Origin of the sequence: Actinoplanes sp. NPDC051513, from assembly GCF_044454685.1 — a bacterium.
Classification (GTDB): Bacteria; Actinomycetota; Actinomycetes; order Mycobacteriales; family Micromonosporaceae; genus Actinoplanes.
In genome coordinates this window covers 1-24,685 of record NZ_JBITDW010000032.1, presented here as the reverse complement: position 1 = coordinate 24,685, position 24,685 = coordinate 1, and the positions used below count along the sequence as shown (strand labels likewise).

Genomic DNA, 24,685 nt, shown 5'->3' with positions numbered 1-24,685 from the left:
TGAGCAAACATCGCGGACAAACACAGAGGACAAGGAATCGTCAATTCGGTGTCCGCAGCGCCGATGTAACCGCAACATGTGCGAACGGCAGCAGAGTTGGGGGGTGGGGCAGTGGGTCGCTCACAACGGATCCGGCGCGTCGCGGCGATCGGTCTCGCCGGCGTTCTGCTGGCCTTGACCGCGCTCAGCGTGCTCGGCGCCGCCAGCACCCGCCGCTCGGCGCAGACAGCGAGCCGGTCGGCGATGCTCGCAAAGGCGTACGACCGGGCGTTCGACGCCGTCGCGGCGGAGGAATCCCTCGAGCGCAAGTACCGCCTGGAACCGGGCACGGAGGTCCGTGAGCGCCACCGCCAGGCCGGCGACGACCTGCAACAGGCACTCGATGACGTCTACACGCGCGGCACCCCCGCCGATCGCGAGCTGGTGACCTCCCTGAGGTCGCTCCACGCGGGCTATGTCACCGCCATCGCGCGGATGTTCGCCGCCGTGGACACCGGCGATCCGGCCACCGTGCTGCGCATCGACAACGACGAGGTCGATCCGGCGTTCGGCCGCATCAGCGATCTGGTCCAGACAGCGACCGACGCGCATGCCCGCGTAGCGCAGCAGACTCTCCGGCAGCTGCACCGGGTGGAAACCGCAGTCTTCGCCACCACCGTCGCCGGATTTGGGGTCGGCCTGGCGCTGCTGGCCGCCTTCACCGCCGTCACCATCGGATATCAGCGGGCATTGCTGCGACAGGCCGCCGACAGCCGGCGCCGCGCCCAGCACGACGAGCTGACCGGCCTCGCCAACCGGGTTCTGCTCAACGAACGGCTGGCCGACGTCGTGGACGCAGGCCGTGACGTCGCTGTCCTGATCTTGGACCTGGACCGGTTCAAAGAGGTCAACGACACCCTCGGACACTCCTACGGCGACGACCTTCTGCGCCAGGTCGCCCAACGTGTCGCGGCCACCGTCCGGACCGGCGACACGGTCGCCCGGCTGTCCGCCGACGAATTCGCTGTCCTGCTCCCCGGCACCGGCGCCCAGGAAGCGCTCGCCCTCGCCGACCGCCTGACCGGTGAGCTGCACCGCAGCTTCCTCATCAGCGGCATCACCGTCGATGTCGAGACCAGCATCGGCGCGGCCACCACGACCGGGCCGATGGGCGCGGACGCGTTGCTCAGGCACGCGGACATCGCCCTGTACGCGGCCAAGGACGCCAAGACCGGTGCAGTCCTGTACTCCCCCGACATGCACACCGAGGATGCCGGCCGCCTACAACTGCTCGGCGACCTCCGTCGCGCCCTCGACGCCACCGACCAGCTGCAGCTGCACTACCAGCCCAAGGTCGACCTGGCGTCCGGGACCATCCGCGGAGCAGAGGCGCTGTTGCGCTGGCATCACCCCGTACGTGGCGCGGTCTCGCCCGCCGAGTTCATTCCCATCGCCGAGACGACCGGCCTGATCAACCGGCTCACCCTGTGCGTTCTGCGCCACGCCATCAAGCAGGGCCGCACCTGGCTCGACGACGATCACCCCACCGCGATCTCAGTCAACCTGTCCCCCCGCTGTCTGCTCGATCCCATGCTCGTCGAGCACGTCACCAAGCTCCTCGCCGAGTTCAGGCTCCCCGCCACCCTGCTGCGGCTCGAAGTCACCGAGACCGCCGTGATGGCCAACCCGGCGCTCGCACTGAGCACCCTGACCGAGCTGCACGGCCTCGGCATCACGTTATCCATCGACGACTTCGGCACCGGCTACTCCTCCATGGCGTACCTCAAACGCCTGCCGATCGACGAGCTGAAGATCGACAGCAGCTTCGTCCTCGGCATGAACAGCGACCCGAACGATGCCGCACTCGTACGCGGCGCCATCGACCTCGGCCACAACCTCGGCCTCACCGTGGTCGCCGAAGGCGTCGAAACTGCCACCCATGTCGCCGCCCTGCAACGGCTCGGATGCGACATCGCCCAGGGCTATCACTACGCCCGCCCGATGCCGGCCAACGCGTTCACCGACTGGCTGCGCCAGCAGCCGGCACGACCGGCGACCGGCGTCCTGGTCCCGATCGAATCAAACCCCCCGGCCTATACCCCGCCCATGTCCTGACCGCCGGGCTGTGGATCGATGGTCTCCCGAACCTGAAAGACCCAGCCGCCGCTCCCCCATTCCGGGCGCTGATGGGATCAGGTCGCGCCAGCCAGCCGTCGTGGGCCACAGCAGGAGAACCGTCAGATCGCGACCACAGATGTGACCGCCCGGGTGGCGGCACGTCGGTAGCAGCCAGCACAGGCGGCGTTGCGGCACGAGATCCGGTCAATCGCCAGGTCGGTTTCAGGCGGGCGAGCACGTGCAGGCCGGTCACGGGCTCGCATGACGGTCCGATGATGATCGAAGATCGACGAAGCCGAGCCGGAAACGCGCGTCAGGGTCCGAGCCATTCGGGATGTCGGGGGCCCGATTGCCAAATTGCGACCATCGAGATGGTGTTCGACGACATGCGTGAAAATCGGGCGGCATTGCGTTCAGCTGATGCCGCCGACGATCGACGGCGCCCCTCTTTCAGCGTTCCCTCAGTCGACGTTTGTGATCGTGACCCGTCCCATGCGGTAGAGCGACGGAGGATCGCGTGCCGATACGAAGCCAGTCGCGATGCCCTACGTGGTGGTGGACCCCTTCGTCGGCCGGCGCCCGGACATGAAAGCTGCCATGCAGGAGCCCACTTCCCCCGCACGCGATTCTGCCGGGCGGTTGTGGCGAGCAATCTTGATAGTCGTCGTTATCGCGGTGGCCGCCTGGGCTGCCAGCCGCGCATCGGCCGCCGGCGCCTCCTGGACCGCCGCGCTCGGGCTGATCGGCAGGCTCCCCTGGTTCGACGTCCTCGGGCTCGGCCTCGTCTGGATATTGGGGCTGTACGTGCACGCGATCGTGCTCGCCGCGTCGCTGCCGGGGCTGAGTCGTCTCCGCGCCCTGACACTGAACCTGACCGGCAGCGCCGTATCGAACGTGCTGCCGCTGGGCGGGCTCGCCGGGACGGCGCTGAACCTCAGCATGACCCGCTCGTGGGGGCACAGCCGCCTCGACTTCGCGCGCTTCGTCGTGGTGTCGAAGGGCTGCGACATCATCGCCAAGCTGCTGATGCCCGCCGTGGCATTGGCAGCTCTGCTCGCCGCGGGCGCCGTCACTCCGGCGACCGGCGGTACCTGGGCGATCCCCGGAGCCGTCGCCTTTGTGGCCGGAGTGCTGCTGCTCCGGGCGTTGTGCGGACGGGCCGCACCCCTGCATCGCATGGTGAGCCTGGCGGCCCGGGCCTGTTCCTGGGCTATCCGACGGCGAGCACGGCCGGTAGGCACGATGTGGCCGGCCACGGTCTCTGCGCTGCTGAAGGGCACCGACGTGCTGGTGCGGCGCCGCCGTTTGCCTTTGACGCTCGGAATGGCCGGCTACTGGCTCGCTCAGGCCCTGCTGCTGTGGTGCTGTCTGGTGGCCGTCGGACTGCACCCGCTTCCGTCAGTGGTGTTCGCCGCTCTGGCCGCAGAGCGGATGATGACGCTGCTGGTGGTCACACCAGGCGGCGCCGGATCGGCAGAGGCCGGCATGGTGACCATCCTGATCGCGCTCGGCGTCCACCCCACCGAGGCGCTCGCGGGAGTCCTGCTCTTCCGCGCCTTCGTGTTCGCGGCCGAGATTCCCGTAGGCGCTGCAGTGGGCCTTGGATGGTGGGCCACCAGGCGGCTGCATGGTCACTCGGACGCACGACGGCGCCGGGATGGGGCCCCACCGATATGCGCATAGCTCACATCAGCGACGTCTACCTGCCCCGGCTTGGCGGCGTCGAGTGGCAAGTCCATGACCTCGTCGCACGTCAGCGGCGACGCGGCGACGACTCGTTCGTTCTGACCACGACCGCGCACGGCGACGATCACGAACCCGATGTCCCCGTTCATCGGCTCGGCGTGTCCCGCCGGCTCGGCGCGGGCCCCTACCGCCGGATCCCCGACGCCGAGTTGGCTGCCGCTCTGCGCAGGTGCGCCGCAGAGCTGGTGCACGTACACATCTCCGCTTTCTCTCCGCTGTCGTGGACGGCGGCCCGGATGGCGGGCTCGACAGGGCTGCCAACGGTCATCTCAGTGCATTCCATGTGGCACGACTTTCTGCCATTGATCCGCCGGTACGCTCGCTGGCAGCGTGCCACCACGTGGCCCGTGGTGTGGACAGCCGTCAGCACCGTGGCAGCACGAGCAGTGAGCGCGGCGCTGGACAGCACAGTCGTCGAGGTATTGCCGAACGGCATCGATCCTGGCGATTGGCGGATCTCCCGCCCGCCCGGCCGGCCACCGATACCGACCCTCGTCAGCGTGATGCGTATGGTTCGCCGGAAGCGGCCACACGCCCTGGTCGATGTCCTGCTCGCCCTGCAGGCCAGCCATCCTGGCCGGTTCCGTGCCATCCTGGTCGGCGACGGACCCCTCTTGCCGCGCCTGCAAAGGCGCGCCGCCAACTCCGGTTCGGCTCCCAGCATCCAGCTCATGGGCGCCCTGCCTCGCCCGGCGATCCGCAGCGTTCTCGCCACGGCCGACTTGTACATCGCGCCAGCATCGCGCGAATCATTCGGTATCGCCGCCTTGGAGGCGCGCACGGCCGGCCTTCCTGTCGTGGCTCGCGCCGGAACCGGCATCGCTGACTTCATCCGGCCGGATGTCGAGGGATGGCTGGTCGGCTCCGACGGGGAGCTCGCCGAGACGCTCGCCGGCCTCCTGGACGATCCGGCCCGGCTCGCTGTCGTCGCCGGCCGCAACCGGACCACGACACCCCCCATGAGCTGGCCGTCGGTGCTCGAGGCCGCCGATGCCATGTACCAGGCAGCGATCCGGCGCCAGGCAGACCCGTTGGTCCCGGGCACAGTCGGGGCGCCGGGATGACGCGACGGTTCACGCTGGTCGCGTTCCACGCCCACCCCGACGACGAGAGCCTGCTCACGGGCGGCACGCTGGCCCGCGTCGCCGCCGAGGGTCACCGCGTCGTGCTCGTCGTCGCAACCCTCGGTGAGGCCGGCGGCGCCGACGGCGATGACAAGCTCGGTGCTCGCCGGCAGGCCGAGCTGCGCCGCGCGGCCGAGGCACTCGGCTGTGCCCGCGTCGCCGTCCTCGGCTATCGCGACTCCGGCCTGCACGGCGACGCGCCGTCGGCGTCCGGCCGCCCACCACGATTCGTTGACGTGCCGGTTGAGCAGGCCGCGGCGGGCTTGATCGCTATCCTCCGTGCGGAACAGGCACATGTGCTCACCAGCTACGACGCACATGGCGGTTACGGTCACCCCGACCACCGCCACCTGCATCACGTGGCCTGTTATGCCGCTGCTGCGGCGGCGATCCCCGTGCTGCTTGAGGCGACCGTCGACCGCGGAAGGCTAGCGCTGGCACTTCGGTTGATGCGCCTGGCCGGCCCCATGCTTCCGCGGTTGCCGTTGAACCGAACATCGGACGCGTACAGCTCGGTATCCGAAACGACTCATCTGATCGACGTCGGCGCCTTTTGGCGGCAGAAACGCATTGCCCTGCGCGCGCACGAGAGCCAGGCTGAGGGCGGCTCACGGCTGCGGACTGTCGCACTACTTGGCCGGCTCCCCGGTCCTCTGTTCCGGTTGGTCGCCGGACGGGAATGGTTCATCGAAGTTGGTCGTCCACCGGCTGTGCATCGAATCGGTGACGTGTTCGCCACCTTGCGGTGACGGCCCGCCGGTCATGACGACGCCGGTTCGCGACCCACGGTTTTACCAGATGCGACGCGCCCGCGCGAGCTCTTGCCCGTGTCGCTCGAATGGGCGCTTCAGCGAAATTTAAGGTCGGCTGGCCGATCGTTACCAGTCATGACGTCCGCTCGCGAACCTGCCGCGCCTCCGACGCTACCTGAACCGTCGGCTTCTTAGTCAGCGCAGCCTTCGATTCCGTCGCACTCTCACCATGCGACGTCCGCGCCATTCTTGAGACCTTTGAAGGAGAAACAATGTCGGTGACTTATGCCACCGAGGAACGCTCGCGTGTCTGGTTGACGAAAGTTCCGGCGATCACCGCGACGTTCTGGGTCATCAAAGTATTGTCCACGACAATCGGCGAAACGTTCGCCGATTACCTGACGGTCAACGTCGGGCTGGGCCCGCTGGTCACCGACGCCGTCATGGCGACCGTGCTCGCCACCGCGCTGATGATCCAGTTCCGGACCAGGAAGTACACGCCCTGGATCTACTGGCTCTGTGTCGTGCTGGTCAGCATCGTCGGTACCCAGATCACCGACTTCTTCACCGACACGCTCGGGGTCAGCCTCTATCTGAGCACTGCGGTCTTCGCGGTCGTTCTCGCGATCGTCTTCGTCGTCTGGCACCGCCAGGAGGGGACACTCGCGATCGCCTCGGTCGACACACCGGGCCGGGAAGGTTTTTACTGGGGTGCCATTCTCACCACCTTCGCGCTCGGCACCGCCGCGGGCGATCTGGCCACCGAGGCGCTCAGTCTCGGGTTCCGCAACGGAGTGCTCATCTTCGGCGGGCTCATTGTGGCCAGCTGGATCGCGTACAAGGCCGGCGCCGGTCAGGTGCTGACCTTTTGGATCGCGTACGTGCTCACCCGTCCGCTCGGCGCATCGATGGGTGATTTGCTCACCCAGGACAAACAATTCGGCGGGCTCGCGCTGGGCGCCAGCGCCACCAGCCTGCTGTTCTTCGCGGTCATCATCGTGCTGGTAGTCCGCGAGCAACTGCTGGTCAACCAGCACGGGGTCAAGGTCAAGGGAAGTGGACCGGCCGGCGGTTATCGCGCGGACTACGCCTGGGCCGCGGCAGGCCTCGCGGTGGTCGCCGCCGTGGGATTGGCGCTCAGTGCAACGCACTCCCCTTCATCGGACAGCAGCTCGCTGACCGTCACCGACCAGGAAGCGCCGTTGCCAGGCCAATCCGGTAGCAGCTCCCGCGCGGCGACATCGGCTCGGAAGGCTCATCCGACCACGCGACTCGGCGATCTCACCTCCTTCGCCACGATCGTCACCGACGTCCAAGCCCGAGTCGCCAAGAATGATCTCGCCGGCGGTAAGGCCCGGATCAAGGGCCTGGAGGTGGCCTGGGACGACGCCGAGGCCGGGCTCAAGCCCCGCGACTCCAGCAAATGGCACCAGCTGGACGGCGAGATCGACGACGCCCTCACCGCCCTGCGCGCCGGCAACCCAAGCCAGTCCGCCTGCTCGGCGGCCCTGGCCACACTGGTCAGCACCCTGAACAAGTTCGACGGCATCTGACCGGGTCGGAGAAGTGGGTCGTGTGTTGGCGCGCGGGGCGCGCCAACACCCGACCTGTCTAGCCCGAACCAGAAGGCTTCCGGGGTTGCCCGGCCGAGGCGTGGCGTTGCTGAACGTCGCGGGCGCCAAGGTCCGTGACGTACACCAAGAAGGCCGACAGGCCGGCGATCGCGGCGCTGGCGAGGATGTCACCGGGATAGTGCACTCCGGCCCACACCCGGGCGAAACCGATCAGAACAGCTGCCGCTGTCAGCGCGAGGCCTGCCCTGCGGTTGAGGAGGAGCAGCATGCCGAAGGCCAGGGCGAACGCGGCGGTGGCGTGATCGCTGGGCATTGAGACGCCCGGCGCGTGCGGGATCAGCTGATGCACGGCGTGGTCTTGGAAGGGCCGCTGCTCGTGGCTGAGGCGGGCGAGACCCTGCCCCAGCCCGAAGGCGAGCAACAGCGAAATCCCCAGACAGATCACAGAGCGGATCTGGTGCCGCGCCAGCGCACGGACCACGACGACGCTCGCCACGGCAAAAACGGCGAAAATGAGCCACACGGCGGCGATCCGCATGATCCAGTCGATCGGCGCCCACCGTCCGGCGAAGGTGTTGATCGCCTGAAAAACCTGGTAATTCACCGTGACACTCTGGCAACGAAAAGGTAAGAGCCCGCTGAACGAGTTTCAGCTCTCCATCAGGTTTGGCCGGCGCGGTCGGTCGGCCGGATCCGGACCGAGAGCACGCGGATGTCCGCCTGGTGGCGGACCTGCTGCTACTCGCCCGGGCGGACAACCACGAGCTCCGGGTACGCCGCCAGGACGTCGACCTCGACGACCTGGTCTACACCGAACGGGAACGCCTGGCCGAACTCCACCCCCGGCTCAACGTGCGGGCTGCCGTCGAACCGGTGCGCGTCCCGGCTGATCGGAGGCGCTGCTTGCGCCCGCGGCCGGGCGCGCAGCATGAGCAGCCGGCGCTCCTAGGCCGACTCGGCGCTCAACACATCGGCAACCGGCCGGAGCGCGCCGACGCGGCCCGGCACCGCGGTGCAAACCACCACCGCCAGCACGGAACCCAGCAGGACGGCGGCCAGCACCGCGACCGATGGCACGGCGAACGACGTCTGGGTCACGGCACGATAGACGAGCAGCCCTGAAGGCACGCCGGCAAGCGCCCCGAGCGTGGCAGGCACGGCCTGAGCCGCTGACAGGCCGGCTGTCACCTGACCTGGCGTGGCGCCGAACGCGCGGGCCAGCGCCGAGGCGTGCCGGGCATCGGCGACCGTGGCCCAGGTCAGGAAGACCGTGTTGACCGCGGCCAGCACCAGCAGCATCACCGTGATCATGGTGGTGACCTGGGCCAGCCGTTCGGTACGCAGGTTGTGCAGCCCGCCGGTGTCGCGGCCGGCTACGGTCGCGCTGGTCACGATCGTCACCAGTCCGGTGACCGTGACCGCGCTGCTCAGCACCGCCAGCGCCGCCCGGACCGGCCGGCGGGCGATCAGGCGCAGCCCGAGCAGCAGCGGGACGGGCAGGGCCGCGGACGCGGCGATCAGCCCGCCGTGGCGGCGCGGCGTCCGGGCCGGCGCCTCGAGAGCGGTGATCGTGCCGGACCGGGCCGCCCGCAGCGCCGGGATCAGGGTGGCGGCGAGCGCAACGAGCAGGGCGGCCGCGACCGCGACGCCGACGGTCGAGCCGGTCAGCGACGCCGGGCCGGGCGAGCCGAGCAGCCCGGCGCCCGGCCCGGTGAACCGGCCGGCCAGCAGGCGGCCGGCGCCGAGCCCGGCGGCGGCAGCGAGCGCCGCCAGCGCGAGATGCTCGACGAGCAGCACCACTGCGATCAGGCCGGGCGTGCCACCGACGGCCTTCAGCAGGCCGACCCGGCGGGTCTGCTCCAGCGTGCGGCGCCCGGCAAGCACGGTCAGACCGGCAACCGCGAGCAGGGCGAGCAGGACCGCGCCGACCTGCAGCGCGGCCTGCGCCGAGCGGGTCACCCCGCCGTCCGCGTCGCGGATCTGCTGCCACGTCAGCACGAAGGGCGCCGTCACGCCGGGCCCGGGCAGCGCGCCGTGGGCGGCCGCGAAGGCGGGCGCCGCGGACGGGTCGGCCAGGCGCAGACCTAGCAGGTAGACGACGGACGGCGTGGTGCGGTCGTGCACGGCCGCGAGATCGGCCGGGGTCAGCCAGACCAGGCCGATGTCGAACGCGTGCGGACCGGGGGCGACTCCGGCGAAGCACAGCAGGTGACACAGACTGCTCGAGTACAAGCCTGCCTCGATCTTCCGACGGGGCGAACGCAACAGAGCCCCTGGGGAGATGCTGCGCTAGGTGGTCTTGAAGACGATCAGGTCGGGGCTGTCGGCGCCGCCGCGGTAGAGCTGCTGGCCCAGCGCCTTCCACAAGGCTCGCTCGGCCTCCAGCGTCTTGGGCGGCTCCAGGCCCATCGCGGTCAGCAGGGCCCGTCGGTGTGTGTCGAATGCCGAGCGCACCAGCTCGCCGTAGCTCACCGCGACGCGCAGCGCGGCCTGGTGGCAGAGCAGGGCCAGCAGGGTCGTGCCGATCAGCACCGGGATCCACACCGAACGCGGCAGGCGCAGGGTGGCCGCGAAGACCGCCGTGGTGACCGCGAAGACGCCGCAAAGCGTGGCGGTGAACAGCATCTGCTCGAGGCTCGACCGGGCCGCGGTCAGCGACTGGCGCAGCGCGTCCGGCAGCAGCGGGTAGAGCCGCGGCCAGAAGAACACCGCGTCCATGCCGTAGCGCCGCGGGTCGCCGGGGTACGCCTCGGCGGCCTTCAGCGTGGTGCCCAGCCGGGTGGGGAGCAGGTCGGCCTTGTCCGGCGGGTAGAGCTGGTAGCGGCGGGTGTAGTCCCGGGGCCGGGTGAGGTCGAGGCCATCCCAGCGCTTCTTTTGCCGGTCGATCAGCCAGGCTGCCGGCTTCGTGCCCACCAGCCAATATCCCTCGTACAGCCGGATCAGCCCGGGCAGCAGCACCTGCGCCAGCAGCGAGAATGAGATCAGGGCGACGGCCGCGCCGGCCGCGACGATGAGCTGCCGTGCCCCGTCCAGCTCCGCCCACCGGTGCGTGGCGGCCGCCCAGCCGAAGTGCGTGGCCAGCAGCGCGCCGAGGCCGGCCCAGAAGACCAGCGACGGCAGCACGATCGTGGTGATGAGGCGCTGGTCCAGCCAGCCGGTCGTCTTGTCGAGCAGCGCACCGAACACAGCGTCCTACCAGGCGAACGCGTGCGGCGACAGCCCGGCCGGGTTCGCGCATCGCACAGGTTGCGCCGGCGGCTCCGGGAACAGCTGGATCGATGAGCAGCGGGCGCCGCCCTCGACGTAGCCGCAGACGTGGGTGAGTAGCGGGATCTTGATCTCGCCGGGCAGCTCGGCGTCGGTGAAGGCGCCGCGCTCGCCGCTGACTGCGACCGTGTGCCGCATGTCCGCGCCGGCCCACACGCCGACCACCTCGCCGCCGGCGACGACCACGAAGCCCGAGTCGGGCTCGATCTCGTCGATGACCCAGGAGCGGAGCAGGTCGCGCATCCTGGTGCCGGACGGGACGATCACCGTGGGCGGCAGCTCGTGGATCGACTCGGCCAGCGGCCGGTCGGCAGGCTGCCCCGCGAAGGCGCCGGGCGCCGCCGCCGCGAGCGGGGATCCCGTGCCGTCGGTGATGACCACCCACCCGGTTCCGGCCCGCCCGACCGCGTCGTGCACGGTCCCCGACGAGGCGACGGTCGCGGCCTCCGCGAGCGGCCGGTCGCCGACCTCACCCCAGTCCACAGTCACATGAGTTGGTTACCAGCCGCCCGGCCGCGAGTCCAGGACCCGGCGCGTCCGGTTCCGTTAGTGTCGCGGCATGGGGCAGCCGCGCGGCGTCGAGGTTCCACAGTCGGTGGTGGACGCCGTGGAGGCGTTCGTCAACACGGCCGAGCTCTCCGAGAAGCGGGCCATTCTCGAGACGCACGCCGAGGACCTGCTCGGCGAATACGCCGACCCGCTATTGGCGGTGCTGATCGCGCAGTACGGCGCCGACCCCGAGGTCGCGGGCGGGATCGAGGCCGACCGGGCGCTGCTGCTCGAGAGCCGGGAGCGCGGCGTCGCCGAGGCGTTCGGGGCTCGGCTGCACCGGGATCGGGAGCGCGCCGTCACCCCCGAGGTGCTGGCCGACCTGGCCGGCCTGCGCGACGAGCCGGCCATGGCGGCATACCTGGCGAGCCGGCCGGCGGTGCGCGAGGTGCTGATGGCGGCCGTCGTCGCTTACGTGGACACCAAGACCGGCGCCGGCCTGCGGTCGGTGCTGCGGCGCGAGGCGGATCTGCTCCGCACCCCGCCCGCCGAGTTCTTCGTCCGCGGCATCGCGGGCACCGACCCGCACCTGAACGCCCTCGCGAACCTACTCTCCTACGCGCGACAGCACGGCGTCGAGGCAGCGGTCGAGGCAGCCCTCGGCCCGGCCGACGAGCAGCCGCCGGTGAGCGGCAGCCGCGAGGTCGACGACATCGTCAACGAGCTGCTCTTCACCGACGACCACCTGGGCACTGAGCGCCGGCTCGAGCTGGCCCGGCGAGGCCTGGCCCTGATAGAGGCCGGCTCGTCGTTGTGGGCGTTGTTCCACAGCGTCGTCGGCGAGACCCTGCTGGAGACGTACGGGACCGACCGCGCCGACCGGGTCGACGAGGCACTGGACCACCATCGCGCCGTGCTGGCCTGGGCACAGGAGCGGGACAACGTCACCGCGGCCGCGAGCGCGCATACCAACCTCGCCGGCACTTTCCTCGCGCGCGTCCACGGCAGCCGCGCCGAGAACGTGGCCGAGGCGGTCGCCCAGGCCCGGCAGGCCGTGGCCGGCTTCGATCCGGCCGAGCACGCGCGCGACGCGGCCCGGGCGCGCGCCCTGCTGGCCGACGCGCTGGAGGCAGGCCTGACCGGAAACCTGGCCGAGGCCCACGAGCAGGCGCACGCCGCGCTGGAGCTCTCGACCGATCCGGCCGTCACGGTCGGCATCTACCAGACCCTGGCGCGCATCGCCGACCGCGGCGGGCCGGACGACCACCACGACCGCGGCCTGACCTATCTGCGCGAGTCGGTCGCGCTGGTCGACCGGGCCACCAATCCAGACAACTGGGCGCGGGCGGCGATGGAGTTCGCCCGGGTGGCGGCGCTGCAGGAGACGGCGACGTCGGAGACCTCGGAAGATGCGCTCGCCGCCCTGCAGGACGCGCTCGCCCTGACCGACCGCGACCGCCGGCCGGTGCAGTGGGCGCAGGTGCACGCGCTGCTCGCCACCGCATACCGGTGGCGGCCCACCGGCGACCCGGCCGACAACTACGCGCAGGCCATCGAGCACGGCGAGCGGGCGCTGACGGTCTTCACCCCGGGCGCCTTCCCGGATCAGTGGGCCGAGGCCGCGGGCGAGCTCGCCGACGCCTATCGGCTGAGCCTCTACGGCAACCCGATCACGACGACCGACGACGCGGTGGCGCTGTACAGCACGCTCGTCGAGTTCTACCGGGCGCGCGGCGACGCCCGGCAGTGGGCCCGCATCGAAACCAAGATCGCGGCCGCCCTGCTGGCCAACAGGTTCGGCACGGTGGAGCGGCTGGCCGTCGCCGAGCGGCACTACCGGGCGGCGCTCGCCGAGCTGGACCGCCTGGGCGACTCCTGGGCGGCCGGCGCGCACATCGGATTGGTCGGCGTCGGGCAGCGGCGGATCCAGGCCGGTGAGACGGCGGTCACCGCGGAGCTGCTCGACAACCTGCGCATCGCCCTGGCCGCATACACCCGCCGGGACCACCCGGACGAGTACGTGCAGGTGCGCCTGGCCGGCATGAACCTGCGTCTGACGATGGCGGACCGCGGCGACCGGCCGGAGCACGTGGCCGCAGCGGCTGAGCTGCTCGACGAGGCGAGGGCCGCGGTCACCCCGCGCACCGAGGTCGACGTGTTCCGGGCCCGCGTCGACCTCGCCGAGACCGGGATCGAGCGCGCGGCCGCCTTCGAGGAGATCATCGGCGTAGGGGAGCGGCTGTTGGGCGGCACCACTACCGAGGCGTCGCAGCAGCAGATCCTGCCGGCGCTCTCCCGCGCATACGCGTGCCTCGCCTTTGACATGCTCGAGCGGGGACGGACCGCTGAGGCGCTGACGCTGGTGGAACAGGGCCGGGCGCGGGTGCTGCTGGACGTCCTGGACCCGGGCCCGGACGATCTGCCCGAACCGGCCCGCGGCCGCGTCGAGCGCGCCCGTCGGCAGATCGAACAGATCCGCAACGCCCTCAACGCGCCGCCGGTGCCGGGCCGGCCGAGCGACGCGCAACTCGGCCGGACGCTGGCGCTGGCCCGCCGCGAACTCGCCAACGCCCTCGCCGGTGTCACGCCGGACCGGCCGGACACCGCCGCACCGGTCGGCGCGGTGCTGGTGGTGCCGCTGGTCTGCGCGTACGGGGTGGCGTTGTTCGTGCTGTCGCCCGGCGCATCCGAGCCGGCCGTCGTGCGTCTGGAGATCGAGCGGCACGCCGTGCAGGACGCCGAGGTCCGATGGCTGACCGCCGCGGCTCAGCTCGAACTCGGCCGCCTCCGGCTCGACCAGCTGACCGAGCTGATGCAAGAGATCACCGGCTGGCTGTGGACCGCGGTCGCCGGCCCGCTGGAGGAGCGGCTGGAGCAGCTGGGCGTCCCCGCGGAGACGCCGCTGCGGATTGTCTCGTCCCCGTTGTCGCGGCTATTCCCGTTGCACGCCGCGTGGCACACCGAGGGCGGCCGCCATCGCGCCCTCATCGAAGATCGGATCATCTCGTACGCCCCGAGCACCCAACTGCTGCGGCAGGCGATCCGCCGCCGCGACCAGCCGTCCCGGGCCGGCCGCCGGGCGTTGCTGCTCGCAGACTCCACCGGCGACCTGCCCAATGCGCTCGACGAGGTCCGGGCCATCGCCGCCCTCACCGATGCCGATGTCTTCACCGGCGAGGCCGCCACCCGCGCCGCGCTGCTCCGCAACACGGCCGGGCACGGCCTCGTCCACGTCGCCTGCCACGCGGCGGTGAACTGGTTCCAGCCGCACCACTCGGTGGTCGAGCTCGCGGACGGTTACGCGTACGCCGCCGAGCTAGCCGGCCTCGACCTAGCCGCCGCCCGCCTGGTGGTGCTATCGGCCTGCCAGTCGGCGGTGACCGAGCCCGACCCGGCCGCCGGTGAGTACACCGGCCTAGCGGCGGCGCTGCTGCGGGCCGGCGCGCCCGCCGTGATCGCCACCCTGTGGAACGTCAACGACCTGGCAAGCAGCCTGCTGATGAGGCGGTTCTACGACGGTCTGGTGCGCCGCGCCATGCCTCCGGACGCGGCCCTGCGCGAGGCGCAGCTGTGGTTGCGATCCGTCACCGTGGCCGAGCTGGCCACCCAGGAGGCCAGCCCCAAAGCGGCCCGCCGCTGGCGACTGCTGGCCGAAACCCCGGCCGAGACCCCTTACGCGAGCCCGTACTTTTGGGCTGGCTATGTCCTGGTCGGTGCGTGACGGGGATCTTGTCGATCGCGTTGCGGAGTGTGACGACGCCGAGCTTGACGCCGAGTGACCCGACAAGGCCTCCCGCCTTGGCACAGCCATGCGCTGGCCGCGGCGGCGCAGAAGGCCCAAACCGACCTCGACCGCATGTCGCCGCAGGAACGCGACCAGACCGAACGAACCGCCGAGCGGCTGGCCAGCACGGTCGAGGAAGACCGGCAGTGAGCCCGTTCAATCGCTGGCGGATCGCCATCCCACCGATCATCCTCTCGGCGCTGCCGTTCGCCGCGACACCGCTGTGCAGCTGGCTCTACTGGGACGTAGACAGCGGCGGCCGGCGAGCACTGACCGTCTTCTCGCCGTAATGTTCGCCGTGTGCTTCGGGATCAGCGTGTCCATCGCAGTGGACCGCCGCATCCACGACATTCCGTGGTTGCGGATCGGCGCCGTCGCGTTGCTGATCCTGCTGGCCTGCGGGGTCAGTTGGGTCCGCGACAGCTTCTGACAATGGCCACCACGCACACCTCCGGTCACCTTGCCAACCGGTGAAGCGCGGCGATTCGCCCGCCAGTGGCCGACTCCCGGGCATGAAGCACCAAGCCCTCGGATCAACACCTCAGCCGCCGAACGGATAGTCGCCTCGATTGTGAACATCCTCGCCGACCCGCGACAAGGGCATCACGCGTCATATAACACCCGTCCGAGCGGGCGCGGTCGGCGGCATGACAGTGACGTCGCCCGGGTGAAAGACGACGTCGTGATACGACTGGATCGGGCGACCGCTGAAGACCTCTACGTGGCGCTGAACGAACTCGGCGAACATATCGCGGCCGGCGCGCCCATCACTCCGCCGACTGCCGAGGAAGTCGAGCGGCTCGGACGCCTTCTCCGAGACCTTGCTCACTCGATCGGCCGTAAATGCAATCCGCACTGCGATCACCTTGAGTGACGCTCGCGCGCCCTCTCGGCGGCAAAAGAGGACGGCCGATCTTGCACCAAAGAAGTTGTTAGTCCTGCGTGCAAAAGCTTCCAGAATGGATTAGTAATCTGTTCGCAGCGGCATTCGCCCGCCTTACCGGTCAGCGCCCACGCTGAGAGGAAGCGGGCTGGGAGCAGCCAGGTGCTCCGGGCGCGCATGCTCGATCGTCCGGACCTAGAGGCTGCGGTCTCGCCGCAGCAAGATTCGTAGGACCTCCCGAGCATCGCGAGACTGGCCAGCTTCGACAGCGGAACGTCGGCTACCGAAAGGAATATTGTCCGTTTCAGTCGAACCTTGCGGAAGCCCGACGTGCTCACCAGCCGCTTGCAAGGTAGTTCTGACCGACGCGGCAGGGATCTGATCAGACTTACCTTGCGGATTCCTTGGTGGCAGCTGCGGCGAGGGCATGACTGACACCACGCACGGCAGGAGCGCCCCGAAAACCGCGAGCACTGTGGACCGGACGGCGCCGGGCCGCCATTACCGGCCGCGCGGGCAGACCCCGCGGATCACCGGATCACTCCGGGTGCACCGATGAGGAACTGGCGACGATCCGGGCCGCCGACGCGGCGCAGATGACGTTGACCAGCTTCTGTGCCTTGGCCGCGCTCGCTTTCGCCCGCCGGCAACCGGGCCAGCCCCCGCCGGGCAGCGAACTGCGCCCGCTGGAGGAGGCGCCGGGCTCAGCGTCGAGGAGTTGGCCCAGATGCAGCGCGGAGCAGTTCGCCGCCCGCACCGCGTTCACCAGCCACCGCCCTGGCCGGGCCGGCGGCCGGCAACGGTTGGCGAGGCGGCTCGGGGCGATCGCTTTCGGGGCCTCAGCTCTCGTTAGCCGTTGGCTTTAGCCCGGTGTGTGCACATGATGGCCGTAGACGCCTCGTGACACGGGGACAAGTAAGAGCTTCCCGACGGGAGAAAATCCACGACCCAGTATTGTTCGGGCTTCGCCGGCAAGGCCTCGGCGAAGAACGGCTTGTCACCGTCTCGCAGGGTCACCTCGCTGCCGTTCCCGATGGAGTCGCGGTAGCGCGCCTGGATCTCCCACTGGCAAGACTGGCCTCTCACCATCGCCTCGACCCGAAGCGCACCCGGTGATGTGCCGCCCCCGAGGTCGATCTTCCTTCGGCTGAAGTACGGCTGGCCTTGGTCGTCTCCAGGATCGGTGATGAACGGTGCAGTGTCCTTCGTCGTCAAGTCGAACAGGACACCGGGATACTCGGCCTCGCCCTGAGGAGGGAACTCCACTACGGTCTTGGCCGACGGCGGCCGACAGGACACATTGATCGCCCGCATGTCGACAATCGAAAGCTGCGATGTTCGTTCGCTGAACAGATTCATGTTGAAGATGGTCGCGTCCGCCCAGAACGCCTCTCCTGAATCGAAGTTAGGAGGAGGCTGAAGCATCGATGTCGGGTAGCGCAACAGGCGCCCACCCAGTGGACGAAGGAACTCCCACACCTTCTTGCCGGCTCCATCGAGCGGGATCGCCTCTAGGGCAGCTTGTTCATCCTCCGTGAGGGTGCGATCAAGGACAATCTTCCAGAACTCCGGCAGCGAGGTGTCGTAGTCGGCAGTACTGGTGAACGGCGTCTTCGCCAGGTCGATCCCCCGGTCCGCGTCCCGCTGAGCTTCGGCCCGTGGTTTCGCCGTCCACGTGTCGGAGACGAGGTCCCAGCCGAGTGCGACCAATGCGCCAGCCATGACAAGAACCACGACCACGGCCAAGGCAACCCACCGCTTTCGTGGCGGCAAATCCTTTGCGCCGTCAAGGAAGCGGTTGGCCAGCAAGGCCGCGATGGACGGCCCGTTCGCCGTCTGTGGAGAGGCCGGGTGTGGAATCGCAGTCGGGGCAGTCCGACCCGCGGACGGCGCCGGCTTTCCCGGCGCGGGCGATGGCCGCCTGATGGGGGTTACTGGATGTGTTCCGTCCGGTCCCGGACCTCGCGGGGACGCCTTCCTAGTGGATGGCGATGACTCCGGAGGCGGCGATGCGGCCGGGGGTATCGCTGGCAAGAGCCCCTCCCATGCAAGAACGACAGCGTTCTGCGACCGGCATCGAAGGTAGCCCACGCCAACCAGCACGCGCTGCCCGGCATCCGCCACGTCAACAGGGTCACGGCGCTTGCGCAGAACTTGGCCGACCTGCGCGAGGCGCATGGCCGTTGCACCAGGCACGGGCCGCCTAGCGGCTTCGCTCCACGTCAGCCGAGCCGGAGACCGCACTCAACGTCGCCGTCGCCAAGCGTTCTTCGGCGCCGATCCCCGTAGCCTGGCTGCGACTTGCAGAGCATCCTGACCCTCGCAAGATCACTCGCAACCTAAGTCTGACACTCGCAACCTTCGGCGAAACAGGACAAATATCAACTCGGCCACACGTTGCGTTTCTTGCAACATCGCTCAGTTTACCCAATAGCCCATCGGCTCGCCGCCGGTCCAGGGTGCGGAACCCGGAGCCCACGGTGCCCGCGACGGGGCGGGTCCACCCGGAGGCGGCGATTGCCGCACCGTCACAGGTCGGTAGCGTGCCGCCGGTGTACGCGGAGACGATCTCAGTAGCCCGCGCCTCGTGTTTTGCGTACGCATCCGGGGGATCAGATCGCCCTTCGCCTGTAGCTGTCCGGCGCGACGGTCCGCAACCACTTGTCCAACGCGATCAGCAAGGCCGGCGCCCACAATCGCATCAGATGCGGCCCGGATCGCCCACAAGGCGGGATGGCTCTAACGCGCCTTCGCCGTCGGCCTGGCTGGCTGGCTGGTTGTCTGCCGCCTTTCAGCGTACGCGAATAGCCCACGCGATAAGAGCGACGACCACCACGGCGAGGACCAGGAAAGCGACAGTCCTTTGTGCTGTTCGGCCGGTCTTCAACTCGAGGCGGCGATGTTGCGTGTGAAGATCACGGCGAGGGATGGCGCCGGTAACGGCAACGCCGACGCCGACGCCGACGCCGACGCCGGTGGCAACTCGGAAGCAGTGTCGGCGAACACGACAGCCGCGGCACGGGATCCAGGCGACCCGGTCCGAACCGACCCGTTGCCCGAACGGACTGACGAACGCACCAGCCGCGACGAGGACGACCTGGGGGCAGCATACCGATGGCCGCGCGTGCGGCCGACCATCCGCAGTCGAGCTGCAGCTGCACGGTCGCCGGCTATTCGAGGACGTCTTCGTGGTGCTGAGCAGTCGTGGGCTCCCTTACGGAGGGAGTGACGGCGTGAGGCGTCTCAGCCGATCAGCAGAACGAGCTTTCCCCGCCCTTTACCCTGCTCGCTGACGCGGTGGGCTTCGGCGATCTCGGCCAGCGGGAAGGTCCGCACAGCCTGGGGCTCGAAGCGCCCGGACTCGATCAGCTCGCCGATTTCGGCGAGCGCGTGGAGCGCGCGACCAGAGTCGCCCCGGCTGAATCTCACTGCGTACTTGTGCGCGCCGGCGAAGTCGGCGACCGTCAGGACGTGTTCCGCGCCGCCGGCGAGTTCGATGAGTTCGGGCAGGATTCCGCTGCCGGCGACGTCGAGCGCGAGGTCGACGCCCTTGGGGGCGAGCGCCCGTACCCACCCGGTGAGGCCCTCGCCGTACGTGACGGGCTCGGCTCCCAACGAGCGCAAGTAGTCGTGATTGGCCGCGCCTGCGGTGCCGATCACGCGTGCACCACGCGCTACGGCGAACTGAACCGCCGCACTGCCGACGCTGCCAGACGCACCGTTGATCAGCAGCGTGCTGCCGCGGGCGACGCCGAGCTGGTCCAGCGCACGCATGGCCGTCTCAATGGTGGCCGGCAGCGCAGCGGCGGCCGGGAAGTCGAGCGACGGCGGGATCGGCGCATAGGCCGACAGCACCGCCAGTTCGGCCTGAGCCGCCGCCTCGGCGCAGACGCCGAACACAGGATCGCCGACGGTCACGTCGGTGACGCCGTCGCCGAGCTCGTCGACGACCCCGGCCGCCTCATAACCCAGGGTCTGCGGAAGCTCCTGATCCATCAGGCCCTTGCGCTTCTTCCAGTCACTCGGGCTGACCCCGGCGGCGCGCACCGCGATCCGGACCTGCCCCGGCCCCGGATGCGGCTCCGGAACGTTCACGATCTCCAGAACCTCCGGACCGCCGAACCGGCTGAAACGGGCTGCCCTCATCATGTGCTCCGCTCTCGACCCCGGGGTCGCTGCTTGGCTGAAATCGGAGGGCGGAGATCAGCTCGATCCCTGGATCGCCTCCGTGCATGGATCATGCCATAAAGTTGTTGTCCACCATATTAATGTGGCTTGATACACTCTCGTAGTGGCTGAACCCGGACTTCGTGACCTGAAGAAGGCGCGCACCCGCCGTCTCATCGCCGATACCGCGGCCCGCCTGTTCGCCGAGCAGGGCTACGAGCAGGTGACGGTCCGCGAGATCGCGCGCGCGGCCGAGGTGGCCGAGCAGACGGTCTACAACTACTTCCCGACCAAGGAACAGCTGGTCACCGACCGCGAACAGCAGATACAGCAGCAACTGGACGACCTGATCCGCTCCCGGCCGGTGGGAACCAGCCCGGCCGCCGCCATCCGCGATTTCGTCCTGCAGAGCGTGTCGGCTATCCGCGACACGCAGCCGGAGATCGCCCGCGGCACGCTCGGCTACCTAGCGGTGATCAGCCCAGCGGTCAACCGGCTCGCCCTGGAGCTGACCGACCGCCAGGCCACCGCGCTCGCTGCCGCCATCGGCGAAACGAGCCCGATCACGCCGGAAATCGCCCGCCTTCAAGGCATCGCGCTGGCCGGCGTGTTCCAGATCATCATCAGCGAGTCGGGCCACCGCGCCCGCGAAGGTCAGACCCCGGCCGAGATAGCCGACGCGCTCCGCCCGCAGATCGAGAACATCGTCGCCGAACTGGATCGCTGGCTCACCCGATAACCGTCTTACCGCAGTTCTAGGCAAAGATCATCCGGTTCGAGTCCGGCCGGCGAATCGGACCTATGTCGAGCTGAAGACTCCACCATATTCGGGACGGTGCAGATCTCCTGCTGGAGTATTAGTCGGTCATGATCATGAACTCGGCACCATGGTGCAACCTTGTCGCATTCTCGATGGAGCGAGGCAGCATCGTGTTCTCGTAGCCACGCGGGGGTCGGCGATGGTGGCCGAATCGGCCACGGCGAGCGCGAGCTCGCTGGCGACGAGCATCGCGAGGTTGACGCCGACGCCGAGCGGGGGCATTAGGTGTGCGGCGTCGCCGAGCAGGGTGACAGCCGCATCCGGCGTCCAGGTGTGCGGGACGGGCAGCGCGAAGATCGGCCGGTCGACGTAGTGGACGGAGTCGACCGGCACCTTGTGCATGATGTAGACGCGGCCGTCAGGATGTGCCTCGGGTCCGTCGGAGGACCCCGACCGCGAGCACCGCGAGCGTGGCGGCGCCCGTGGCGGCGACCAGGCGCTCGAACAGGCCGGTGTAGCCCGCCTCCTGCGTCAGCACGCTGGCCACCGCGAAAACGGTGATCAGGACTGCCGTCCAGCGCGTCGGGCGCGCCCAGCCCTCCCAGCCGTGTGTGCGGCGCATCGCGGCGGCCAGGAAGAATGCGGCGATTACGAGCAGCAGGACGCCGATCGAGCTGATGGCGTTGTCAAGCTGTCCGCCCGTGTTGGACAGCTGTTGCGTGGCGGTGCATCCCGGGTCGGCCATCCGGCAGGCCAGCCTCTCGGCGGGAGAGAGCAGGTCACCGAGCCCGACGATGGACAGGGCGAGCAGGACGGAACCCGTCGCTGCCCTCCAGCCGCCGGTACGCAGCTGCGACCACACCGAACGCAATGCGAAGCCGATCGTGGCGGCACCGCACAAACTCAGGACCACCACCAGGAACCCGGCATGCGGCGCAGTGACCGCATACATGTCGCTGATGGTGTGGGCGACGACGCTGTAGTGCGGTCCCTGCCAGAGCACCGGGACAAGGCAGCTCGCGACGAAGACCGCCTGGGCGACCAGGCCGAGCCACGCCCATCGCCGCACAGCCGCGCGCCTCCCGGACGAAGCGGCCGTCAGATCGATGTCTGCTCCATCGAGGTCTCGGGCAGACGAGGTCATCGTGACGCTCCTTCGAGGCTGTTGATGCCGAGGGAGAAGTCGAAGGTCCCCACGCCGTAGCGGGCCAGGCCCATCGTCAACACGCCCGCTCCCTCCAGCCAGTGGGCCATGCTCAGGTCGCCCGTGTCCCGCGGGCGCAGTCCCAAGCTCTCGATGAACGCTGACACGCTCGCCTTGGCCTGCGCATCGTCGCCGGCCAAGAACACGTCCACCGGGCCGCCCTGGGCCAGGACGTGGCGGAAAAGGGTGTTGAACGCCTTCACGACATGCACGCTCGCGGGCGCGGCCTCGGCCACCCTCTGCGCGATGGACGTGTCGTGAGGGACAGCCAGCCCGGTGCCGGTGGCGCTGAAGGGGTTGCTGATGTCGACGATGATTTTACCGGCCAGCGCGTCCCCGAACTCGCGGACGGCCGGCACGGCGCTGTCGAACAACACCGCGAGGATGACGATCTCGCCAGCCGGGGCGGCACCGAATGTCCCGGCCGTGGCGCCACCGCCCAGAGCCTCGGCCAGGTCATCGGCCTTGGACTGATCGCGGCCGATCACCTCGACGGTGTTGCCGCCGGCCACCGCGAGCGTGCCGATGGTACGGGCCATGTTCCCCGTACCGATGATGGTGATGCTGCTCATGAGGTGTGCTCTCTTCCTGTTTCTCGAGGTGTCACTCTGTCTAGTTCCGGCCGGGTCAGGCGCACGGCGTCGGCCGCGTCGCTTCTGAGCCGGCTGCCGCGTCTTTACCGACTCGTCGTGGGGGGTGCCCCCGGTATTTCTGGTGTGTGGTTCAGATGGCGGTGGTGCCGCCGTCGGCGACCAGTTCCAAGCCGTTGACGTAGCTGGAGTCGTCAGAGGCGAGGACAAGTGCGACGGTGGCGATTTCTTCGGGGCGGCCCATCTTTCCGCGGGGGATGAGGGACTCGAATGCGTCCCTGGTGGCCTCGTCGAACAGTTCTTCTTGTTTGGCGGTGGCGACCTGGCCGGGAGTCAGGACGTTGACCCAGATCTTGCGGTCGCGCAGTTCGTTGAGCCAGACGCGGGCCCCGGCGTGCTGGACGGCTTTGCTTCCCGCCGGACTCGTTTCGATTCGGGTTCCGCCGTCAGCCGGCGGGAAAGTAATGGCCGTTGTCCAGGTCGGCGAGCAGGCTGGGCTGAGTGGGTTCCCAGCCGAGGGTCCGGCGGGTGATGAGATTGGACGCCGGGTAGCTCTGCGTGACGATGTTCGCGAGGAACCCGAAGTATCCCGGCACCATCAGTTCGTCCATGGGAATGCTCACGGCGGGCAGGCTCAGACGGCTGCCGATGGCCTCGGCGATCTCGCGGAACGGGATGCCCCCGTCCCCGATCGCGTGCCAATATTTGCCGGCCGGCCCCTTCTCCAGCGCCAGGCGGAACACGGAGGCGGCATCGCGGACGTGCACGGCGTTCCACAGGTTGGCGCCGTCTCCGGGGTAACCGGCGAAGCCCCTCTCCTTCGCGAGCGCGATCAGCATGGATAGGAAGCCGGCACGATCGGTCATGCTGTGTGCGATGGTGGGAAGCCGCACGACCGAGGACCGCACTCCCCGTTCGGCGAGGCCAATTACGGTGGTTTCCACGACGTTACGAGCCCGCAGGGTGCCCTTGTGCTCATCGCCGACGGGAAGGGCCGGGTCATCTTCGGTGACCGGCCGGCCCAGCTTCCCGGGCGAGCCAATGCTCCCGGCCACCACCAGCGGCTTTCCGGTTCCCGCCAGTGCCTCGCCGTACGCGAGCATGATCGGGACCTCCGCGGCGGCCACGGCCTTGATCCCGCCCGACGGAAGCAGATCCTGTCGGTGCGCGACGTGGATGACGCCGTCGGAGTCCGCGGCCGCCTCCTTGAGGCCGTCGAGGTCCCGGAGGTCGCCGCGGCGCACCTTCGCGCCGAGCGCGGACAGCACCGCCGCGGCCGGGTCCGACCGGGCCAGGCCGGTGACCTCGTGCCCGGCACCGATGAGCTCGGGGACGATGTACGAACCGGAATGGCCGGTCCCGCCAGTGACGAAAACGCGCATGCGACTGTCCTTGTCAGATTAGGTGGAAGGGGCTGTCCTTCTCGTGCCGTAGATCGACTGGCGTGATGTGGCGCGAGAAGTGGGATGCGGGCGCGCTCAGCTGAGAATGCTGACGCCGAGGAAGAAATTGGTGTGCTTGACGGAGTGAGTGAGAAGGCCCAGCTCCAGCAGGGAGGCGTTCTCCAGTGTCCGCGCCATTGGCAGCCGCCCGGTGTCCATCGGGCGCAGTCCCAGGCTCTCGATTGACGACATGCGCGCCCTCGGGGGCGGCCTTGGCGATCTCCTGCGCACCGGAACTGCCGTCGGAGGTGACAAAGCCCGTGAAGTCGGCGTTGACGGGGTTGGTGATGTCGATGATGACCTTGCCGTGCAGTGCGTCCCCGTACTCGCTGACCACCGTCGCCGCGCTCGCGTACGGCACGGCGAGGATGACGATGTCCCCGGCCGGGGCGGCGCCGGGCGTCCCGACAGTGGCGCTGCCGAGCGCGGCGGCCAATTCCTTGGCTTTGGCCGGGTCGCGGCCGATGATCTCGACGGCGTTGCCGCCCGCGAGCGCGCGGCCGGCCAGGGCGCCGGCCATATTCCCCAGGCCGATAATGCTGATGCTGCCCATGGCGTGCCTGCTTTCTGGAGCTGAATAGGAAGCCATGCCCACCCTGTCGTTGTTGACGGTGGTCTCGTCGACGCCATTGAATGACGCGACCGGCCTGGCTCAATTCACGATGTGCCCATTCTGGTTCTGGGCCCTGCCATCAAGTCCCGATGCCGAATTTCTTATATCGAATTCGCTCCGGCTCCATCAGGTACCGATTAAGCGTGCCATTGGCCTGAGTCGGTGTCCAAGACTTCTTTCAGCGGTTGCGATA

The 24,685-nt window shown here is 69.2% G+C and carries 24 protein-coding genes; 10 read left to right on the top strand and 14 right to left on the bottom strand.

Annotation, left to right across the window (positions count from 1 at the left end):
- The first annotated feature begins 111 nt into the window (after positions 1 to 111).
- The 5 genes from ACIA5D_RS46205 (at position 112) to ACIA5D_RS46185 (ending at position 7,272) form a co-directional block, all read left to right on the top strand.
- Entirely contained in the window at positions 112 to 2,094 is a 1,983-nt protein-coding gene (locus ACIA5D_RS46205) for a putative bifunctional diguanylate cyclase/phosphodiesterase (RefSeq protein ID WP_396037057.1), read from the top strand.
- 543 nt (positions 2,095 to 2,637) lie between these two features.
- Positions 2,638 to 3,780: a YbhN family protein gene (locus ACIA5D_RS46200; protein WP_396037056.1), complete on the top strand. Its 1,143-nt coding sequence runs from the start codon at positions 2,638 to 2,640 to the stop codon at positions 3,778 to 3,780.
- Complete coding sequence (locus tag ACIA5D_RS46195; RefSeq protein WP_396037055.1) at positions 3,702 to 4,907, top strand: glycosyltransferase family 4 protein; 1,206 nt, start codon at positions 3,702 to 3,704, stop codon at positions 4,905 to 4,907. Before ACIA5D_RS46200 ends, ACIA5D_RS46195 begins: the two co-directional genes overlap by 79 nt.
- Positions 4,904 to 5,716, top strand: coding sequence for a PIG-L deacetylase family protein (locus tag ACIA5D_RS46190; protein WP_396037054.1), 813 nt, complete (start codon positions 4,904 to 4,906; stop codon positions 5,714 to 5,716). The genes ACIA5D_RS46195 and ACIA5D_RS46190 overlap by 4 nt, the downstream gene beginning before the upstream one ends.
- Before the next feature lie 275 nt (positions 5,717 to 5,991).
- Positions 5,992 to 7,272 (top strand): hypothetical protein, encoded by a 1,281-nt coding sequence (locus tag ACIA5D_RS46185; protein ID WP_396037053.1) that lies wholly within the window; start codon positions 5,992 to 5,994, stop codon positions 7,270 to 7,272.
- A 58-nt stretch (positions 7,273 to 7,330) separates the two neighbouring features.
- Here ACIA5D_RS46185 and ACIA5D_RS46180 read toward each other — a convergent pair whose 3' ends face one another.
- The 5 genes from ACIA5D_RS46180 to ACIA5D_RS46160 form a co-directional block, all read right to left on the bottom strand.
- Entirely contained in the window at positions 7,331 to 7,897 is a 567-nt protein-coding gene (locus tag ACIA5D_RS46180) for a phosphatase PAP2 family protein (protein WP_396037052.1), read from the bottom strand.
- Positions 7,898 to 8,031: 134 nt separating this feature from the next.
- The gene (locus tag ACIA5D_RS46175) at positions 8,032 to 8,223 is read right to left on the bottom strand and encodes a hypothetical protein (protein ID WP_396037051.1); all 192 of its coding nucleotides are present in this window, start codon (positions 8,221 to 8,223) and stop codon (positions 8,032 to 8,034) included.
- A 15-nt stretch (positions 8,224 to 8,238) separates the two neighbouring features.
- Positions 8,239 to 9,525, bottom strand: coding sequence for an ABC transporter permease (locus ACIA5D_RS46170; protein WP_396037050.1), 1,287 nt, complete (start codon positions 9,523 to 9,525; stop codon positions 8,239 to 8,241).
- Between the two features lie 57 nt (positions 9,526 to 9,582).
- Complete coding sequence (locus ACIA5D_RS46165; RefSeq protein ID WP_396037049.1) at positions 9,583 to 10,479, bottom strand: hypothetical protein; 897 nt, start codon at positions 10,477 to 10,479, stop codon at positions 9,583 to 9,585.
- Between the two features lie 6 nt (positions 10,480 to 10,485).
- Entirely contained in the window at positions 10,486 to 11,049 is a 564-nt protein-coding gene (locus ACIA5D_RS46160; protein WP_396037048.1) for a hypothetical protein, read from the bottom strand.
- Positions 11,050 to 11,119: 70 nt separating this feature from the next.
- Between ACIA5D_RS46160 and ACIA5D_RS46155 the strand changes: the two genes are divergently transcribed.
- From ACIA5D_RS46155 to ACIA5D_RS46140, 4 genes are all read left to right on the top strand, one after another.
- Positions 11,120 to 14,770, top strand: a complete 3,651-nt coding sequence (locus ACIA5D_RS46155; RefSeq protein WP_396037047.1) for a CHAT domain-containing protein — start codon at positions 11,120 to 11,122, stop codon at positions 14,768 to 14,770.
- A gap of 54 nt (positions 14,771 to 14,824) precedes the next feature.
- Positions 14,825 to 14,983, top strand: coding sequence for a hypothetical protein (locus tag ACIA5D_RS46150; protein ID WP_396037046.1), 159 nt, complete (start codon positions 14,825 to 14,827; stop codon positions 14,981 to 14,983).
- The gene (locus ACIA5D_RS46145) at positions 14,980 to 15,123 is read left to right on the top strand and encodes a hypothetical protein (protein WP_396037045.1); all 144 of its coding nucleotides are present in this window, start codon (positions 14,980 to 14,982) and stop codon (positions 15,121 to 15,123) included. The genes ACIA5D_RS46150 and ACIA5D_RS46145 overlap by 4 nt, the downstream gene beginning before the upstream one ends.
- A gap of 377 nt (positions 15,124 to 15,500) precedes the next feature.
- Positions 15,501 to 15,707, top strand: coding sequence for a hypothetical protein (locus ACIA5D_RS46140; protein ID WP_396037044.1), 207 nt, complete (start codon positions 15,501 to 15,503; stop codon positions 15,705 to 15,707).
- A gap of 547 nt (positions 15,708 to 16,254) precedes the next feature.
- Here ACIA5D_RS46140 and ACIA5D_RS46135 read toward each other — a convergent pair.
- The 3 genes from ACIA5D_RS46135 to ACIA5D_RS46125 form a co-directional block, all read right to left on the bottom strand.
- Positions 16,255 to 16,482, bottom strand: coding sequence for a hypothetical protein (locus ACIA5D_RS46135; RefSeq protein ID WP_396037043.1), 228 nt, complete (start codon positions 16,480 to 16,482; stop codon positions 16,255 to 16,257).
- Between the two features lie 83 nt (positions 16,483 to 16,565).
- A complete protein-coding gene (locus tag ACIA5D_RS46130; protein ID WP_396037042.1) occupies positions 16,566 to 17,525 on the bottom strand; it encodes a hypothetical protein in 960 nt (319 codons plus the stop codon).
- 1,434 nt (positions 17,526 to 18,959) lie between these two features.
- Positions 18,960 to 19,862: an NADP-dependent oxidoreductase gene (locus ACIA5D_RS46125; protein WP_396037041.1), complete on the bottom strand. Its 903-nt coding sequence runs from the start codon at positions 19,860 to 19,862 to the stop codon at positions 18,960 to 18,962.
- Between the two features lie 145 nt (positions 19,863 to 20,007).
- On the opposite strand from ACIA5D_RS46125, the gene ACIA5D_RS46120 reads away from it, so the two are divergent.
- Positions 20,008 to 20,622, top strand: coding sequence for a TetR/AcrR family transcriptional regulator (locus tag ACIA5D_RS46120; RefSeq protein ID WP_396037040.1), 615 nt, complete (start codon positions 20,008 to 20,010; stop codon positions 20,620 to 20,622).
- 132 nt (positions 20,623 to 20,754) lie between these two features.
- Here ACIA5D_RS46120 and ACIA5D_RS46115 read toward each other — a convergent pair whose 3' ends face one another.
- The 6 genes from ACIA5D_RS46115 to ACIA5D_RS46090 form a co-directional block, all read right to left on the bottom strand.
- The gene (locus tag ACIA5D_RS46115; RefSeq protein ID WP_396037039.1) at positions 20,755 to 21,036 is read right to left on the bottom strand and encodes a hypothetical protein; all 282 of its coding nucleotides are present in this window, start codon (positions 21,034 to 21,036) and stop codon (positions 20,755 to 20,757) included.
- Positions 21,037 to 21,061: 25 nt separating this feature from the next.
- Positions 21,062 to 21,787, bottom strand: a complete 726-nt coding sequence (locus ACIA5D_RS46110) for a DUF998 domain-containing protein (protein ID WP_396037038.1) — start codon at positions 21,785 to 21,787, stop codon at positions 21,062 to 21,064.
- Positions 21,784 to 22,419 carry an NADPH-dependent F420 reductase gene (locus ACIA5D_RS46105; protein ID WP_396037037.1) on the bottom strand — a complete coding sequence of 212 codons (636 nt, stop codon included), beginning with the start codon at positions 22,417 to 22,419 and terminating at the stop codon, positions 21,784 to 21,786. Before ACIA5D_RS46105 ends, ACIA5D_RS46110 begins: the two co-directional genes overlap by 4 nt.
- Before the next feature lie 151 nt (positions 22,420 to 22,570).
- Entirely contained in the window at positions 22,571 to 22,870 is a 300-nt protein-coding gene (locus ACIA5D_RS46100; RefSeq protein WP_396037134.1) for an SDR family oxidoreductase, read from the bottom strand.
- 13 nt (positions 22,871 to 22,883) lie between these two features.
- Positions 22,884 to 23,819, bottom strand: a complete 936-nt coding sequence (locus ACIA5D_RS46095; RefSeq protein ID WP_396037036.1) for an SDR family oxidoreductase — start codon at positions 23,817 to 23,819, stop codon at positions 22,884 to 22,886.
- Between the two features lie 13 nt (positions 23,820 to 23,832).
- Positions 23,833 to 24,432, bottom strand: a complete 600-nt coding sequence (locus ACIA5D_RS46090) for an NAD(P)-binding domain-containing protein (RefSeq protein WP_396037035.1) — start codon at positions 24,430 to 24,432, stop codon at positions 23,833 to 23,835.
- Between the last annotated feature and the right edge of the window lie 253 nt (positions 24,433 to 24,685).

What these genes read in the sequence shown, in the direction of transcription:
- ACIA5D_RS46110 (WP_396037038.1), bottom strand. Translation starts at nt 21,787, where the DNA reads ATGACCTCGTCTGCCCGAGACCTCGATGGAGCAGACATCGATCTGACG.
- ACIA5D_RS46125 (WP_396037041.1), bottom strand. Translation starts at nt 19,862, where the DNA reads ATGAGGGCAGCCCGTTTCAGCCGGTTCGGCGGTCCGGAGGTTCTGGAG.
- ACIA5D_RS46185 (WP_396037053.1), top strand. Translation starts at nt 5,992, where the DNA reads ATGTCGGTGACTTATGCCACCGAGGAACGCTCGCGTGTCTGGTTGACG.
- ACIA5D_RS46195 (WP_396037055.1), top strand. Translation starts at nt 3,702, where the DNA reads ATGGTGGGCCACCAGGCGGCTGCATGGTCACTCGGACGCACGACGGCG.
- ACIA5D_RS46090 (WP_396037035.1), bottom strand. Translation starts at nt 24,432, where the DNA reads ATGGGCAGCATCAGCATTATCGGCCTGGGGAATATGGCCGGCGCCCTG.
- ACIA5D_RS46200 (WP_396037056.1), top strand. Translation starts at nt 2,638, where the DNA reads ATGCCCTACGTGGTGGTGGACCCCTTCGTCGGCCGGCGCCCGGACATG.
- ACIA5D_RS46105 (WP_396037037.1), bottom strand. Translation starts at nt 22,419, where the DNA reads ATGAGCAGCATCACCATCATCGGTACGGGGAACATGGCCCGTACCATC.
- ACIA5D_RS46095 (WP_396037036.1), bottom strand. Translation starts at nt 23,819, where the DNA reads ATGCGCGTTTTCGTCACTGGCGGGACCGGCCATTCCGGTTCGTACATC.
- ACIA5D_RS46190 (WP_396037054.1), top strand. Translation starts at nt 4,904, where the DNA reads ATGACGCGACGGTTCACGCTGGTCGCGTTCCACGCCCACCCCGACGAC.
- ACIA5D_RS46175 (WP_396037051.1), bottom strand. Translation starts at nt 8,223, where the DNA reads ATGCTGCGCGCCCGGCCGCGGGCGCAAGCAGCGCCTCCGATCAGCCGG.
- ACIA5D_RS46155 (WP_396037047.1), top strand. Translation starts at nt 11,120, where the DNA reads ATGGGGCAGCCGCGCGGCGTCGAGGTTCCACAGTCGGTGGTGGACGCC.